Origin of the sequence: Rathayibacter sp. PhB186 (assembly GCF_003751825.1) — a bacterium.
Classification (GTDB): domain Bacteria; phylum Actinomycetota; class Actinomycetes; order Actinomycetales; family Microbacteriaceae; genus Rathayibacter; species Rathayibacter festucae.
The window spans coordinates 1-16,011 of record NZ_RJKO01000012.1 but is presented as its reverse complement, the minus strand read 5'-3'; the positions used below and the strand labels follow the sequence as shown (position 1 = coordinate 16,011).

Sequence of the window (16,011 nt, the reverse complement as noted above, 5' to 3'; positions counted from 1 at the left end):
GGTCGAGTAGCCCCGGAGGGGCGTATCGAGACCTGTCGGCGTCAGCGGGGTGGGTCTGCAGGCTCGGCTTCGGGCGGTGGTGGATCTCGATACGCCCGCTGCGCGGGCTACTCGATCAGCAGGGGGCCCCGCGGAGCGGGTGTCCACCGGGGGAGCGGCGAGCGTGGGGGCGGCTGTCAACGCCTCGGGCGGCGGCGGGCGGCGCGTCTAGCGTGGAGGGCATGGCCGAACGACTCCGCTCCAGTGTCAGCCCGTACCTCCGCTCGCATGCGGACAACCCCGTCGACTGGTGGCCGTGGGGGGAGGAGGCGTTCGCGGAGGCGGTGCGCCGGGACGTGCCGGTGCTGGTGTCGATCGGGTACGCGACCTGCCACTGGTGCCATGTGATGGCGCGGGAGTCGTTCTCGGACCCGGTGCTGGCGGCGCGGCTGAACGACGGGTTCGTGGCGGTCAAGGTGGACCGGGAGGAGCATCCGGACGTCGACACCGCGTATCTGACGGCGGCGAGCGCGTTCACGCGGAATCTGGGCTGGCCGCTGACGGTGTTCACGACTCCGGCCGGGGAGACCTTCTACGCGGGGACGTACTTCCCGCCGCGGGCCGTCGGCGGGGTGCCGGCGTTCTCGGACGTGCTCGACGCGGTGTCGGAGGCGTGGCGGCTGCGGCGCGACGAGGTGCAGGCGACGGCGGGGTCGCTCAGCACCGCGCTGCGGGAGGCGACCGCGGTGGTGCCGTCGGGAGACGCGCTCCCGGACGACGCGACGCTCGCGGCGGCCGTCGGGGCGCTCGCGGCCGAGGAGGACCGGGTGCACGGCGGTTTCGGCGGGGCGCCGAAGTTCCCGGTGGCGCCGGTGCTCGGGTTCCTGGCGTCGCGGGACGACGGCGCGGAGTTGGCCGAGCGGACGCTGCTGACGCTGGCGGGCTCGCCGCTGAGGGATCGCGACGGCGGCTTCTTCCGCTACGCCACCCGCCAGGACTGGAGCGATCCGCACTACGAGCGGATGCTCTACGACAACGCGCAGTTGCTCGACGTCGCGGCGGTGCTGCTCGGGCGCGACGGCGTCGACCGGGAGGCGCTCGCCGGGGTGGCGGAGGGCGTCGCGTCGTTCCTGCTCGCGACGCTGCGGCGGCCGAGCGGCGGCTTCGCCAGCGCGCAGGACTCCGAGAGCGTCATCGACGGGCAGCGCTCGGAGGGCGGCTACTACCTCGCCGAGGACCGCACGGATCTGGCGCCCCCCGCGCTCGACGAGAAGGTCGTCACCGGCTGGAACGGGCTGGCGATCGGAGCGCTCGCGCGAGCCGGGCGAGCCCTGGGCCGGGAGGACTGGATCGCTGCCGCGCGTGCCGCCGCCGATCTCCTCCTGGAGCGGCACCTCGTCGACGGGCGCGTCGGCGTCCGCGCCTCGCTCGGCGACTCCGTCTCCGCCGCGCGCCCGGCGCTGGAGGATCTCGGCATGCTCGCCGGCGGGCTGCTGCAGCTGGCGCTCGCCGAGGGGACGCCCCGCTCCGCGGTCGTCGCCCGGACGCTGATCGACGGGGCGCTGGACGCGGCCGCGTCCTGGCCGCCGTTCGCGCTGCCCGGCGGTGGGGACCCGGCGCTCACCGCGCGTGGGCTGCTGCTGGCGGCGGACCCGTCCGAGGGCGCCTACCCCTCGGGCCTCTCGGCGGCGGCCGACGCGGCGCATGTGCTGTACCTCCTGACGGGGGAGCGGCGCTACCGGGAGGCGGCGGAGGCCGTGGTCGCGGGCATCGGGCCGGGGGCACTCGGGCAGCCGATGGGATTCGGCGGGGTGCTCGCGCTCGCCGGGCGCCTCGCGCAGCCGGTCACGCAGCTGGTCGTCGTCGTCCCGGACGACGGCACACGGGCACCGCTGCAGCGCGGCGCCCGGGAGACCGGGCTGGGCGTGCTCGCGGTGGTGAGCGACGACGCGGCGGCGGAGTGGGCCCGCGCCGGCTTCGAGCTCTTCGAGGGCCGGACGTCGCGCGACGGTCTGCCGACGGCCTACTCCTGCGAGGCCTTCGTCTGCGCGCTGCCGACGACGGAGCTGCCTGAGGAGCTGCTCACGCAGCCGTGACGACGAGCGGGGCGTCGGGATCGGCGGCCCACTCGTTGAGCGAGCCGTCGTAGACGACCGCGGTGTCGACGCCGAGGACGGCGAGCGCGAGCGCGTCGGCCGTCGCGGCGATCCCGCCCGCGCAGTAGAGGACGATCCGCTCGGCCCGGAGCGTCTCGCCGAAGAGCGCCCGCAGCCGCTCCGGCGGGAGGAGCGTGTTGTCCTCGCGGTCGACCAGCCGGACGGCCGGGACGCTGACCGAGCCGGGGAGGTGGCCGAGGCGCGGCCGGCGCCCCTGCTCGCCGGTGAACTCCTTCGGCGGCACGGCGCAGATCAGGGCGCCCGGCTCCTCGCCGCGGACGACGCGCTCGACGCCGGCCTTGTCGATCCAGAGCGGGCGCTCGGGGCGGACGGTGATGCCCGCGGCGGCCCGCGGCTCGACGTGACCGGTCTCGATCGGGCGCTCCTCCCGCCGCCAGGCGCTGAGTCCGCCGTCGAGCACCGCGACCGCGTCGTGCCCGGCGGCGCGCAGGAGCCACCACAGGCGCGACGCCCACTGGCCCACCGCGGAGTCGTAGACGACGACCACCGAGTCGTCGTCGATGCCGAGGGCGGCCGTCGCCGCGGCGAAGCGCTCGGGGTCGAGCCGGGTGAAGGGGAGGGCCGCCTCCGGATCCGAGAGCTGCGCGAGCAGGTCGCCGAAGACCGCACCGGGCACGTGGCCCTCGAGGAGGTACTGCTCGTCGCCGCCGAGGTAGCCGGGCCGGCCGTCGAAGCCGGTCACCAGCAGGACGCTCGCGTCGACCACGACGAGGTGCTCGCGGCCGAGCTGGTCGGCCAGCCACTGGGTCGAGACGATCGGCCGGGCGAGGTAGGGGGCTGCAGTGCTGCTCACTCGCACCACGCTAGGCGCGACCCCCGACGCTCCGCAGGCCGGTGCGTCATCGTGGTTCATCCGGCGTCACAGTCCGCTCGGCGCGGCCGTCCCTCCTGCGGTACCGACCGCCGCCCTCAGCACTCGATGACGTTGACCGCGAGGCCGCCCTCGCTGGTCTCCTTGTACTTCGAGGACATGTCGATGCCCGTCTGGCGCATCGTCTCGATCACGGTGTCGAGCGAGACCCGGTGCGTCCCGTCGCCGTGCAGCGCCAGCCGCGCCGCGCTGACCGCCGTCGAGGCCGCGATCGCGTTGCGCTCGATGCACGGGATCTGCACCAGCCCGCCGACGGGGTCGCAGGTCAGCCCGAGGTGGTGCTCCATCGCGATCTCGGCCGCGTTCTCCACCTGCCGCGGGGTCCCGCCGAGTACCGCGCACAGCGCGCCCGCCGCCATCGCGCAGGCCGAGCCGACCTCGCCCTGGCAGCCGGCCTCGGCACCCGAGATCGACGCGTTGGTCTTGCAGAGCGAGCCGATCGCCGTCGCGGTGAGCAGGAACCGCCGGATGCCCGCGCGGTCCGCCCCGGGCACGAAGCGGAGGTAGTGGTGCGCGACGGCCGGGATGATGCCCGCCGCCCCGTTCGTCGGCGCCGTGACGACGCGTCCGCCGGCCGCGTTCTCCTCGTTCACTGCGAGCGCGAACGCGTGCAGCCACTCCACCGAGGTCGCCCGCGCGCGGTCCAGCGGGTCGTCCTCGAAGGCCTCGAGCCTGCCGCGCAGGACGGAGGCGCGGCGCTGCACGCCCAGACCTCCCGGCAGGACGCCCTCGGTCGCCAGGCCGTGCTCGACGCAGGCGGCCATCGCGTCCCAGATCGCGTCCAGCCGCGCGTCGACGTCGAGGCCGGGGTGCAGCGCCCGCTCGTTCGCGGCGGCGATCTCGTCGATGCTCGAGCGGGTCCGGTCGCAGGTCGCGAGCAGGTCGAGCGCGGAGACGAAGGGGTAGGGGTGCGGAGCGAGCGAGGCCAGCTCGGCGCGCTCGCCGGCCCGGCGGATGAAGCCGCCGCCGATCGAGTAGTAGGTCTCCTCCCACTCGGGCAGCGCCGCGTCGCCGAGCCAGACGCTGAACGTCAGGGCGTTGGGGTGCTCGGGGAGCCGGGTGCGCGGCTCGAAGGCGATGTCGTCGCGCGTCATCGGCAGGCGCGCCTCGCCCGCGAGCGCGATCGCGCCGTCCTCGTCGAGCCGCCGCCACGCTCCGCGGACCTCCTCGGGGTCGCAGGTCTCCGGGTGCAGCCCGGACAGCCCGGCGACGATCGCGTCCGGCGTCCCATGGCCGATGCCCGTGGAGCCGAGCGAGCCGTAGAGCGTGCAGACCACGCGGCTCACCCGGTCGAGCAGCCCGGCGTCCCGCAGCCGCTCGCCGAGGGCCAGGGCCGCCCGCATCGGACCGACCGTGTGCGAGCTGGAGGGGCCGATCCCCACGCTGAACAGGTCGAAGGCGGAGACGTATGCACTCATCTCCCGAGACTACGCCTCGCGCGCGGAAGGGGGCGGGCGCCCGATCGAGCGCCCGCCCCCTGTTGTTCCGAGTACCCGGACCGAGGTCCCGAGGGTCAGAACTCGCAGTGCACGTGGTCCGAGTGGCCCGCGTCGCCGGGGCCGAGCGTGAGCGTCGCGCCCATCTCGGCGCAGGCGTTCTGGATCGCCTGGTGGTCGGCGCCCTCGTAGACCCGCACGCCGTCGATCAGGTCGATGTCGACCGCATCGCCGGTGTAGTGGCCGGAGCCGGTGGAGTGGTCTTCACCCGCGATGGAGGTGACCCGCAGGGTGTGGCCGTACTGCGTGTTCAGCTTCAGCAGCGCGTCGAGCATGGCCGGGTTCAGCGCGACCGAGGTCACTCCGGCGTCGCCCTCGGGGCTCGTCTTCGCCGGCTGGCCGGCGGCCGTGTCGCGGATGTTCGCGAGCGAGGTGGAGGCGGCGTCCGAGCCCAGCTCGTAGAGCTCGATCCCCGGGTTGTCGAGGATCGCCTGCGCGGTCGCGGCGGCGTCGCCCGACGGGGGAGGCGTCGTGCCGCCACCGGTCCCGGCGACGAGCGCCTTCCAGGTGGCCGGTCCGACGATGCCGTCGGCGGTCAGTCCGGCACTGCCCTGGAAGCTCTGCACCGCGGCGGTGGTCGCCGCGCCGAACGCGCCGTCGACCGCGACGGACGCGCCGTTCGCGTTCAGCTGCGTCTGGACGGCGCTGACGGCGTCTCCGGAGGCGCCGCTCTGCACGGTCACCGTCAGGGCACCCCAGGTGGCCGCACCGATCACGCCGTCGGCAGCGAGACCCGCGCCGGACTGGAAGGAGGTGACCGCCGACTGCGTGCCGGCGCCGAACGCGCCGTCGACCGCGAGCGACTGGCCGGAGGAGCGGAGCAGGTACTGCGCGGTGGTCACGTCCTCGCCGGTCGAGCCGGAGGAGAGGACGGGCCAGTCGGCCGCCTGAGCGCTGGTCGCGGTCCCGACGCTGACGCCGAAGGCGAGCAGCAGGGCGGTGACGACCGCGAGGGCGCGGGCGCCGAGACTCCGTGCGCGCCGGGTCTCGGGGATCGTGGTGGCGGCGGTCGTGCTGATCGTCGGCGTGCTGATCTCTGTCGTTCTGATGTCCGTGGTGCTCATGATCCTCATCCCTCGCTCTCGACGGCCTCGCGCGCCAGGGTCTCCCACTGCGCGTAGGCGTCCGGGTAGGCGGAGACCTGCACGGCCTGCGCCGCCTCGGTCACCGACATCGACTCCCAGCCGGCGATGTCCGTCAGGCCGGTGTTCGTGGTGGGGCTGTTCGCCGCCCCGTAGAACGCCCTCGAGGCGTAGACCGGGTCGACGAGATCGGCCGCGTCGCCCCAGCCCGCCGACGGGCGCTGCTGGAACAGGCCGACCGAGTCGCGGTCGCCACCGGAGAGGTTCCGCAGTCGCGACTCCTGCATCGCCGTGGCGATGGCGACGACCCAGCCGTACTCGGGGACGCCGGCGGTCTTGCCCTCCGCGATGATCGTGCGGATGTTCGCGAGCTGCTCCTCGCTGAGGGTCGCGAAGGTCTCGCCCGGCTGGCCCGGGTCGGGCGTGGTGCCCGAGCCGGCGCCGACCAGCGACTGCCAGGTCTGCGGACCGACGACGCCGTCGACGGTCAGCCCGGCCGCCGACTGGACGCTCTTCACGGCGGCGAGGGTCGCGGCGCCGAACGCACCGTCGACCGTGAGACTCGCTCCGACCTTGTTCAGCTGCACCTGGAGCGCGCTGACCGCCTCGCCGGAGTCGCCGGAGGACACCGTCGTGATCAGGGCGGCCCAGGTCTGCGCGCCGACGATGCCGTCGGCGGAGAGGCCGCGCGCGCTCTGGAAGGAGGTCACCGAGGCGGCGGTGGCGGGGCCGAAGACGCCGTCGGCGTCCACGGAGGCGCCGGCGGCGTTCAGCAGGTGCTGCACCGTGCGGGCGTTGGCGCTGTTCTCGCCCTCGGCGACGACGGGCCAGGCGGCGGCGGACGCGGCAGCGGCGCTGACCGGCGCCTCGGCCGCGAAGACGGCCGGGGCCGTGGCGACCGACCCGAGGGCGAGGGCGCCGCAGGCGAGCCCTGCGATCAGGAGGCGCCTCGGGCGCTGGGCGACTGGAGTGGGACGGGTGGTTCTCATCGTTTCGTACACCTCTTCGTGGCCGCCGGGCGGCCGGATTCGTTGTCACGATCGGCGGAGTTCGCTTCTCCCTTGCCCGTCCTGCCTACTCCTGTCGCTGTCACGGATCCGGGGACACGGAGGGGTCGCCCAGAGAGCGCCCACGCGATGCGGAGGAGACTCCGACTCGAGGGGGAGGTGCTCACTGGACGGCAGGAGGATCCTTCGCCGATGTGCTCCGACGTCCCGTGCCGCGCGACACGCCCGGGTTGCACGGCACCAGCAGCACTGCTAGCTTCGGCGGGCACGCCACCGGAGTGCGCACCCCCGACGCCCGGAAGGAGCAGCCCGTGACCGCGAATCGATCGACCCGTGACGAGCTGCTCGTCGCCGATCGCCCCCGCGCCCTCGTCGGCGCGGTCGAGCTCGAACGCTCGAAGCGCGATCTCGCGAACCTCCAGCCCGGCGTCGTCCGGCACCCCTAGGCATCCGCCGCGGGCTCCCGGACGACGGCGTCTCGGGGCCCTCGTGCGTCGGCACTCCTCTGCAGGGGAGGGGCCTCGTGGTCGGCTCGCGGCATCCCGCCGCCCCGAGCGCGTCCCACCCCGATCCCGGCGACCGCCGGGCCTTCACGAGAGGAAGGACCATGCAGAGAATCACGGAGCGGCTCGTCTCCTGGGCGAGCATCCTGGACGACAACGCGCGGCAGCAGGCGCTCACCGCGTCGGAGATGCCGTTCATCCACCCCCACCTGGCGCTGATGCCCGACGCCCACCTCGGACTCGGAGCGACGGTCGGCTCGGTCATCCCGACCCTCGGCGCGCTCATCCCGGCGGCCGTGGGCGTCGACATCGGCTGCGGCATGATCGCCGTGCGCACGCAGTTCTCCCGGAGCGACCTCGCCGGCCGCGACCTGGGCGAGCTGCGGCGGCAGATCGAGCGGGCGGTGCCGCTGTCGGCGGGAGCTGCGAACCGGAAGGTCGTCGCGACCGCCGAGCCGCGGGTGGCCGAGCTGGAGGCGCTCGCCGCCGAGGCCGGCTTCGATCCGGCGCGCTCCGCGAAGCACTGGCGGCTGCAGGTCGGCTCGCTCGGCAGCGGCAACCACTTCATCGAGGTGAGCGTCGACGAGACGGACGCGGTCTGGCTGTTCCTGCACTCCGGCTCGCGGGGCGTGGGCAACAGGATCGCGACGGCGCACATCCGGGTCGCCCGCGAGTACTGCGAGCGGCACTGGATCGCGCTGCCGCACCCCGACCTCGCCTATCTGGTCGAGGGGACGGAGCCGTTCGACCGCTACGTCGCCGAGCTGCGGTGGGCGCAGCGGTTCGCCCTGCTCAACCGCGAGGAGATGATGGACCGGGTCATCCGCCAGCTCGCCGAGTGGAGCGGCGTCGCGGTCCAGGAGCGGGAGCGGATCAACTGCCACCACAACTTCACCGAGAAGGAGCGCCACTTCGGCCGCGACGTCTGGGTGAGCCGGAAGGGCGCGATCCAGGCCGACACCGGACGGCCGGGGCGCATCCCCGGCTCGATGGGGACCGCCTCGTACGTGGTGGTGGGGCGCGGTGACGCGATGTCGCTGAACTCGTCGCCGCACGGCGCCGGCCGCGAGTACTCCCGGTCGGCGGCGCGGAAGACCTTCAGCCGCGAGCAGCTGCGCGAGGCGATGGCCGGCATCGAGTACCGCGACACCGACGCGTTCCTCGACGAGATCCCGGCGGCCTACAAGCCGATCGACCGGGTGATGGCCGATTCGGCCGACCTCGTCGAGATCCGGCACACCCTCCGCCAGCTCGTCAACGTGAAGGGCGACTGACCCCCTCCGCGAGATGCCACTTGTGCGCGCGACACGCCGTGGAAAGCGTGCACAAGTGGCATCTCGCGGAGGAGGGAGGGGCGGCGTCAGCGCAGGGTCTTGCGGGAGGTGATCTGGCCGGTGTCGAAGCCGAGGAGGTGCAGGCCGCCGTGGAAGCGGGCGTGCTCGACCTTGAGGCAGCGGTCCATCACCACGGTGAGGCCCTTCGACTCGCCGTACTCGGCGGCCTCCTGGTTCCAGATGCCGAGCTGCACCCAGACCGTCGGCGCGCCGATGGCCACGACGTCGTCGATGACCGAGGGGATGTCGCTGGCCTTGCGGAACACGTCGACGATGTCCGGCACCACAGGGAGGTCGGCGAGGCTCTTGTAGACCGGCTGCCCCAGGATCTCCTTCGCGTTCGGGTTCACGAAGTACAGCTCGTAGTCGCTCGACTGCTGCAGGTAGGTCGACACGAAGTAGGAGGAGCGCGCCGGGTTCGGCGAGGCGCCGACGATCGCGACGGTCTTCGCGCGGCGGAGGATGTCCAGCCGCTTCTTCGCGTCCGGCCCGACCCAGGTGCGCTGCGACTTGAGCAGCTTCGCCAGCGGCGAGTTCGTCGGCACGGAGCAGCTGAGCCCGTTGGACAGGTGCGCGACGACGGTGTCGTCGGCCTCGGTGGTCGCGGCGGTGTCGGCAGCGGTGGCGGTGTCGCTCATGGTCAGACCTCCACGGTCGGGGAGTCGATGGTCACCGAGACGTCGTCCGGCGGCAACTCGGTCGGTGCGTCCGGCGTGCCGTGCTCCTCGACCGCGCGGGTGAGCGCCTGATCGAGGTCGTAGATGATGTCGTCCGCGTCCTCGATGCCGACCGAGAGCCGGACGAGGCCCGGCAGCACCCCGGCGTGCAGCAGCTGCTGCTCGGTGAGCTGCGCGTGCGTCGTCGAGGCGGGGTGGATCACCAGCGTCTTCGCGTCGCCGATGTTGGCGAGGTGGCTGGCGAGGTCGACCGACTCGATGAAGGTCTGGCCGACGGCGCGGCCGCCCTTGACCACGAAGCTGAAGACCGAGCCGGGGCCCTTGGGCAGGTACTTCTGCGCGCGCTCGTGGTGCGGGTGCGCGGGCAGGCCGGCCCAGTAGACCTCCTCGATCCGCGGGTCGGCGTCGAGCCACTCCGCGACGCGGCGGGCGTTGTCGACGTGCGCCTGGATCCGGTAGGGCAGCGTCTCGACGCCCTGCGCGAGCAGGAAGGCCGAGTGCGGGGCGAGGACCGGGCCGATGTCGCGCAGCTGCTCGGCGCGGAGGCGCGTGAGGAAGCCGTACTCGCCGAAGTTGCCGTCCCAGGAGAGACCGCCGTAGGACGCGACGGCGTCGTGCAGCAGCGGGAACTTCTCCTGCGAGTAGTGGAAGCGCCCCGATTCGACGACGACGCCGCCGAGCGTGGTGCCGTGCCCGCCGAGGAACTTGGTGGCCGAGTGGATGACGATGTCGGCGCCCCACTCGATCGGGCGGACGAGGTACGGCGTCGCGACGGTCGAGTCGATGATCAGCGGGATGCCGGCGGCGTGCGCGACGGCGGCCAGGCCCTCGATGTCGGCGATCTCGCCGGAGGGGTTCGCGATCGTCTCGGCGTAGAGCACCTTGGTCTTCTCGGTGATCGCGGCGGCGTAGTCGGCCGGGTCGCTCGACTGCACGAAGGTGGTCTCGACGCCGAAGCGCCGCAGTGTCACGTCGAGCTGGGTGATCGAGCCGCCGTAGAGGTTGGCGGAGGAGACGACGTGGTCGCCCGCGCCGACCAGCGCCGCGAAGGTGATGAACTGCGCCGACAGGCCGGAGGCGGTCGCGACGGCGCCGAGGCCGCCCTCGAGGCTCGCGACCCGCTCCTCGAACGAGGCGACGGTGGGGTTGGAGAGCCGGGAGTAGATGTTCCCGTACTTCTGCAGCGCGAACCGGGCCGCCGCGTCGGAGGTGTCGTCGAAGACGAACGCGCTCGTCTGGTAGATCGGCAGCGCTCGCGCGCCCGTCACCGGGTCGGGGATGTTGCCGGCGTGGATTGCCCGCGTCTTGAAGCCGTACTCGCGATCTGCCATGCGATCGACGCTAGCGGGCGCCGCCGACACCGGGCCGCCGGAGCGACGCATCCCGTAACAGTCCCAGGCTCCGAGCACTCGAAGCGTCGCGCCTCGACGAGCGTCAGAGCGTCGCGTGCACCGCCGCCAGCGACATCACCGCGATCGCGAACCACGAGGCGAGCGCGACGACCAGCGCCCGCCAGCCGGTCGTCAGCAGCGCCCGCAGCCGCACACCGCTCCCGAGCGCGAAGAGCGCCGCCGCCAGCAGCCAGGTCTGCGCCGTGTCCGCCGCGACCAGCACGCTCTCCGGCAGCGGCAGGAGCGTCCGCAGCAGCACCGCCGCGAGGAAGCCGACCACGAACAGCGGCACGATGGCGGGGCGCGGTCCGCCCTCGTCTCCGCCGCGTCGCGTCACGGCAGCGGCGACCGCCACCATCGGCGCCAGCATCACCACGCGGGTCAGCTTCACGACCACCGCGATCGCGAGGGCCGACGCCCCCGCGACCTGCGCCGTCGCCACCACCTGGCCGACGTCGTGGACCGACGCGCCGACCCAGTGCCCGAACTGCACGTCCGTGAGCCCGAGCGGGTAGCGCAGCGCCGGCAGCACCGCGATCGCGAGGGTGCCGCAGAGGGTGACCAGCGCGACCGGTACCGCCTGCTCCTCCTCCTTCGCCCGGGTCGCCCCGGCCATCGCGCCGACCGCCGAGGCCCCGCAGATCGAGAAGCCCGCGGCCAGCAGCAGCGGCTCGCGGCCGGGCAGGCGCAGTGCGCGCCCGAGTCCGTAGGTCAGCCCGAAGGTCGCGAGCACGATCGCGACGACGATCAGGATCGCGCCCCAGCCGAGCGAAGCGATGTCGACGAGCGAGAGCTTGAGCCCCAGCAGGACGATGCCGGCGCGCATCAGCGTGCGCGAGGAGAACTTGAGCCCCGGGGCCAGCCGGCCGCTGAGCAGCGGGCGGGCCGCCGGCAGCTGCGCGACCAGGATGCCGAGCGCCACGGCGGCCGTCAGCATCGGCACGGCGGGGATCGCCAGGTGCACCGCGAACGCCAGGACCGCCGCTGCCGCGCAGGCCGCGAGCCCGGGCCCGATCCGGGCGATCAGACCCACGAGGGCAACCACATGTGCGCCTGCCAGAACGAGAACGACGTCTGCTGCCCGGTCCAGAGCGGGTAGAAGTACGCGGTCAGGGCCGCCGCGAGCACCACGAAGATCAGCACGATCACGATGCCGCGCGTGCGTCTGCCGCGCTCGTCACCGCGCTTGCCGATCACCACCCCCGCCGTCAGGGCGAGCGCCAGCATCATGTACGGCTCGAAGACGACGCAGTAGAACTGGAAGACGGTGCGGTCCAGGTACAGCATCCAGGGCAGGTACCCGGCGACGATGCCCATCAGCACGAAGCCGGCGCGCCACTCCCGGTAGCGGGCGAGCCGGTAGAGCAGGTAGACCAGCGCGAGCACGCCGGCGTACCAGATCAGCGGATTCGCGACCGAGGTGATCGCCTCGTCGCAGCGCACCGCCGCGCAGCCGTCGACCCCGGTCGCCTGGTCGACGAAGTACATGCTCGTCGGCCGCAGCATCAGCAGCCAGGTCAGCGGGTTCGCCTCGTAGGGGTGCGTGGCGCGCAGATTGATCGAGTAGTCGTACATCTGCACGTGGTAGTGCCAGAGGCTCTGCGCCCAGTCCGGCACCCAGGCGAGCGCGCCGGTCCAGGCGTTGCCCGGGGCCTCCGTCGCCCACTGCCGCGCCCAGCCGCCCGAGGTGCGCAGCCAGCCGAGCCAGGTGCCGAGGTAGGCGATCAGCGCGATCGGCACGACCAGGAGGAAGGTGACCGGCCCCTGCTTGAGGATCGCGCCGCTGACCCAGAACGGCACGCCCGCGCGCCGGCGCAGCAGCGCATCGACGACGACCGCGTAGACGCCGTAGGCGGCGAGGAAGTAGATGCCCGTCCACTTCACTCCCGCCGCGAGGCCGAAGATCAGACCGGCGGTCAGCAGCCAGGGCCGCCACCAGAGCACCGGTCCCCAGCTCGGCAGGTCGCCCGCGGCGACCTTCACGGCCATCCGCTCCTCGGCCCAGCGCCGGTCGAGCAGGATCGCGGCGACACCGCAGAGGGCGACGAACATCAGGATGCCGTCGAGCAGCGAGACCCGCGACATCACGATCGCGTGGCCGTCGATCGCGAGCAGCAGGCCGGCGAGCGAGGCGAGGAAGGTGGAGCGGAAGAGCAGCTTCCCGATCACGATCACGAGGGCGACCGCGAGGATGCCGACGATCGCGGTGGCGAGGCGCCAGCCGACGCTGTCGTCCGCGCCGAGCAGGCCCATCCCGAGCCCGATGATCCACTTGCCCAGCGGCGGGTGCACCACGAAGGACGGCGCTCCGGTGAAGACGTCGACGGCGCCGGTGGCGAAGCCCGGGTCGGGGTTCTCCGGCCAGGCGCCCTCGAAGCCGAGGTTCCAGAGGGTCCAGGCGTCCTTGACGTAGAAGGTCTCGTCGAAGACCAGCGAGCGCGGGTGCCCGAGGTTCCAGAGGCGGAGCACGGCGGCGACCACGACGACGAGGATCGGCAGCCCCAGCTCCCAGAGCCGGCGGCGCGCGGTGGTCGCGACGAGGCGGTCGTGCACGTCGTCGAACCAGGAGCCGCGGGGCAGGTCCGGCGCGCTCTCGCGCACGCGCGCCGGCGGGGTGCTCTCGGCGGTGCTCGCGGCAGTGCCGCGGGCGGTGCTCTCGGCGGTGCTCCCGTCCGCGGGCCCGACCGGCACGGCGCGCGAGGCCCCCGCGGAGTCGAGGAGCAGGTCGTCGAAGTCGCGCTGCGGTCGGTCCGTCACCCGGCCATGCTAACGGCGCGCGGATCCGCCGCCGGGCCGTGTTCGGCCGCCGACGCGCGCCGACTGGGAGGATGGACGGATGATCATCCTGGCCGGCACGCCCATCGGCAATCTCGGCGACGCGACGCGGAGGCTCGTCGAGGCGCTCGAGAGCACCCGGTACATCGCCGCCGAGGACACCCGCGTCACCATCCAGCTGCTCCGCGCCCTCGGGATCGAGAACCGCCCGCAGCTCTACGCCCTGCACGACCACAACGAGCGCGAGCGCTCCGCCGAGCTGGTCGAGCTCGCCCGCGAGGAGGACCTTCTCGTCCTCAGCGACGCCGGCATGCCGACCGTCTCGGACCCGGGCTACCACCTCGTCGAGACCGCCGTCGCCGCCGGTGTCCGCGTGACCGCTCTGCCCGGCCCGTCGGCCGTGCTGATGGCGCTCGCCGTCTCCGGTCTGCCGACCGACCGCTTCAGCTTCGAGGGCTTCCTGCCGCGCAAGCACGGCGAGCGGGTCACGCTGTTCCGCTCGCTCGTCGACGAGCGCCGGACGATGGTCTTCTTCGAGTCGCCGCACCGCATCGGCGACTCCCTGGCCGATCTCGTCGAGGCGATGGGCCCCGAGCGGCGGGTCGTGGTCTGCCGCGAGCTGACCAAGATGTTCGAGGAGGTCCGCCGCGGCACCGCGGCCGAGCTCGCCGAGTGGGCGGCCGACGGCCTCCGCGGCGAGATCTGCCTGGTGGTCGAGGGCGCTCCCGAGCGCGAGTCCTCCCTCGAGGACGGGCTCGCCGACGTGCTCGAGCGTGTCGCGGCCGGCGCGCGGCTCAAGGAGGCGTCGGCCGAGGTCGCGGAGATCACCGGCCTCTCCAAGCGCGCGCTGTACGAGGCGGCCCTCGCGTCCCGTCGCGGCTGAGCCCCGGCCCGGGTCGCGTCCGGCACCGCTCCGTCACACAGCGGGAGGCCCCGGCGGCGAACCCTAGGATGGTCGCCATGTCCGACGGCGCCTCCTTCTATCTCACGACCCCGATCTTCTACGTGAACGACGTCCCCCACATCGGGCACGCGTACACCGAGGTCGCCGCCGACGTCCTCACCCGCTGGCACCGCCAGGCGGGCGACGACACCTGGCTGCTGACCGGGACCGACGAGCACGGCCAGAAGATCCTGCGCACCGCCACCGCGAACGGGACGACCCCGCAGGAGTGGGCCGACCGGCTCGTGCAGAACTCGTGGAAGCCGCTGCTGTCGACGATCGACATCGCCAACGACGACTTCATCCGGACCACGGAGCAGCGCCACGAGGTCAACGTGCAGAAGTTCCTGCAGAAGCTCTACGACGAGGACGCGATCTACACCGGCGAGTACGAGGGCTACTACTGCGTGGGCTGCGAGGAGTACAAGCAGCTCTCCGACCTCGACGAGGGGACCGGCGAGTACGAGGGCCAGTACGTCTGCAAGATCCACTCCAAGCCGGTCGAGCTGCTCAAGGAGAAGAACTACTTCTTCAAGATGAGCGAGTACACCGAGCGACTGCTCGCGCTCTACGAGGAGCGCCCCGACTTCGTGCAGCCCGAGTCGGCGCGCAACGAGGTCGTCAGCTTCGTGCGCCAGGGCCTCGCCGATCTCTCGATCTCGCGCTCGAGCTTCGACTGGGGCGTCAAGGTGCCCTGGGACGACTCGCACGTCGTCTACGTCTGGTTCGACGCACTGCTCAACTACATCACCGCCGTGGGCTACGGCCAGGACGAGGCGGAGTTCGAGCGCCGCTGGCCGGCGACCCACATCGTCGGCAAGGACATCCTCCGCTTCCACGCGGTGATCTGGCCCGCGATGCTGATGGCCGCCGGGCTCGACGTGCCCAAGCAGGTCTTCGGCCACGGCTGGCTGCTGGTCGGCGGCGAGAAGATGTCGAAGTCGAAGCTGACCGGCATCGCGCCGGAGCAGATCACCGACACCTTCGGCTCGGACGCGTTCCGCTACTACTTCATGAGGGCGATCACCTTCGGCCAGGACGGCTCCTTCTCCTGGGAGGACCTCGCGGCGCGGTACCAGGCCGAGCTCGCGAACGGCTTCGGGAACCTCGCCTCGCGGGTCATCGCGATGCTGCACCGTTACTACGACGGCGTCGTGCCCGAGCCCTCGGCACTGACCGAGGCGGAGGAGCGCGTGCAGGCGACGGTCGCGGAGGCGGCGGCCGCGGCCGACCGCTCGATCGAGACCCTCGCGATCCACGACGCGATCACCGCCGTCTGGACGATCGTCGACGAGCTCAACGGCTACATCACCGAGCAGGAGCCGTGGGCCCTGGCCAAGAAGGACGAGCGCGAGCGCCTCGGCACCGTGCTCTACACGGCGTCGGAGGGGCTGCGCGCCCTGGCGGTGCTGCTCTCGCCGGTCGTGCCCCGCGCGACCACGGCGCTCTGGGAGGCGCTCGGCGTGCAGGACGCGCTCGGCGCCCTCACCGCCCAGCCGCTGCGCGCGGCGGGGGAGTGGGGACAGCTGCCCGTCGGCACCACCGTCGGCACCCTCGCCCCGCTCTTCCCCCGCATCGAGGTCCCGGAGTCCTGAGCCGGGGTCTCGATGCGCCGCCTCCGGCGCCTACTCGACCAGCATGCTGCTGCGGCGTTCCATGCTGATCGAGTAGCCCGCTGCGCGGGCGTATCGAGCGGAGGGGGCGCCTTCGGCGCCAGCGCAGGGCGGGGAAAGGATCTTGTGGCTGGCTCGTTGTGGTTGGACGATGGAGGGGTCG

Annotated in this window: 13 protein-coding genes; 5 read left to right on the top strand and 8 right to left on the bottom strand. The window is 73.0% G+C overall.

The features are described 5' to 3' along the window. The first annotated feature begins 221 nt into the window (after positions 1-221). Positions 222-2,075 (top strand): thioredoxin domain-containing protein, encoded by a 1,854-nt coding sequence (locus EDF45_RS19985; protein WP_123737601.1) that lies wholly within the window; start codon positions 222-224, stop codon positions 2,073-2,075. On the opposite strand, the gene EDF45_RS19980 is transcribed toward EDF45_RS19985, so the two are convergent. From EDF45_RS19980 to EDF45_RS21630, 4 genes are all read right to left on the bottom strand, one after another. Next, entirely contained in the window at positions 2,062-2,949 is an 888-nt protein-coding gene (locus EDF45_RS19980; protein WP_165909152.1) for a sulfurtransferase, read from the bottom strand. The two genes, EDF45_RS19985 and EDF45_RS19980, sit on opposite strands and share 14 nt — an antisense overlap. A gap of 116 nt (positions 2,950-3,065) precedes the next feature. Then, positions 3,066-4,445, bottom strand: coding sequence for an L-serine ammonia-lyase (locus EDF45_RS19975; RefSeq protein ID WP_123737603.1), 1,380 nt, complete (start codon positions 4,443-4,445; stop codon positions 3,066-3,068). 95 nt (positions 4,446-4,540) lie between these two features. Continuing rightward, the gene (locus EDF45_RS19970) at positions 4,541-5,587 is read right to left on the bottom strand and encodes a peptidoglycan-binding protein (RefSeq protein ID WP_185020293.1); all 1,047 of its coding nucleotides are present in this window, start codon (positions 5,585-5,587) and stop codon (positions 4,541-4,543) included. Positions 5,588-5,592: 5 nt separating this feature from the next. Beyond that, positions 5,593-6,594, bottom strand: coding sequence for a peptidoglycan-binding protein (locus tag EDF45_RS21630; protein WP_221181166.1), 1,002 nt, complete (start codon positions 6,592-6,594; stop codon positions 5,593-5,595). 329 nt (positions 6,595-6,923) lie between these two features. On the opposite strand from EDF45_RS21630, the gene EDF45_RS21855 reads away from it, so the two are divergent. Further along, a complete protein-coding gene (locus tag EDF45_RS21855; protein ID WP_260312332.1) occupies positions 6,924-7,058 on the top strand; it encodes a hypothetical protein in 135 nt (44 codons plus the stop codon). Positions 7,059-7,219: 161 nt separating this feature from the next. Further along, positions 7,220-8,389 (top strand): RtcB family protein, encoded by a 1,170-nt coding sequence (locus EDF45_RS19950; protein ID WP_123737605.1) that lies wholly within the window; start codon positions 7,220-7,222, stop codon positions 8,387-8,389. An 86-nt stretch (positions 8,390-8,475) separates the two neighbouring features. On the opposite strand, the gene EDF45_RS19945 is transcribed toward EDF45_RS19950, so the two are convergent. The 4 genes from EDF45_RS19945 to EDF45_RS19930 form a co-directional block, all read right to left on the bottom strand. Continuing rightward, a complete protein-coding gene (locus EDF45_RS19945; RefSeq protein ID WP_123705153.1) occupies positions 8,476-9,087 on the bottom strand; it encodes a CoA-binding protein in 612 nt (203 codons plus the stop codon). A gap of 2 nt (positions 9,088-9,089) precedes the next feature. Then, on the bottom strand, positions 9,090-10,457 hold the full coding sequence (locus tag EDF45_RS19940; protein WP_123737606.1) for an O-acetylhomoserine aminocarboxypropyltransferase/cysteine synthase family protein: 1,368 nt from the start codon (positions 10,455-10,457) through the stop codon (positions 9,090-9,092). A 103-nt stretch (positions 10,458-10,560) separates the two neighbouring features. Continuing rightward, on the bottom strand, positions 10,561-11,562 hold the full coding sequence (locus EDF45_RS19935; protein WP_123737607.1) for a YeiH family protein: 1,002 nt from the start codon (positions 11,560-11,562) through the stop codon (positions 10,561-10,563). Beyond that, a complete protein-coding gene (locus EDF45_RS19930) occupies positions 11,541-13,274 on the bottom strand; it encodes a dolichyl-phosphate-mannose--protein mannosyltransferase (protein ID WP_260312333.1) in 1,734 nt (577 codons plus the stop codon). The genes EDF45_RS19935 and EDF45_RS19930 overlap by 22 nt, the downstream gene beginning before the upstream one ends. 79 nt (positions 13,275-13,353) lie before the next feature. Between EDF45_RS19930 and rsmI the strand changes: the two genes are divergently transcribed. Then, positions 13,354-14,175, top strand: coding sequence for a 16S rRNA (cytidine(1402)-2'-O)-methyltransferase (rsmI, locus tag EDF45_RS19925; protein WP_123737608.1), 822 nt, complete (start codon positions 13,354-13,356; stop codon positions 14,173-14,175). A gap of 77 nt (positions 14,176-14,252) precedes the next feature. Beyond that, entirely contained in the window at positions 14,253-15,830 is a 1,578-nt protein-coding gene (metG, locus tag EDF45_RS19920) for a methionine--tRNA ligase (RefSeq protein ID WP_123737609.1), read from the top strand. Positions 15,831-16,011: the final 181 nt, after the last annotated feature.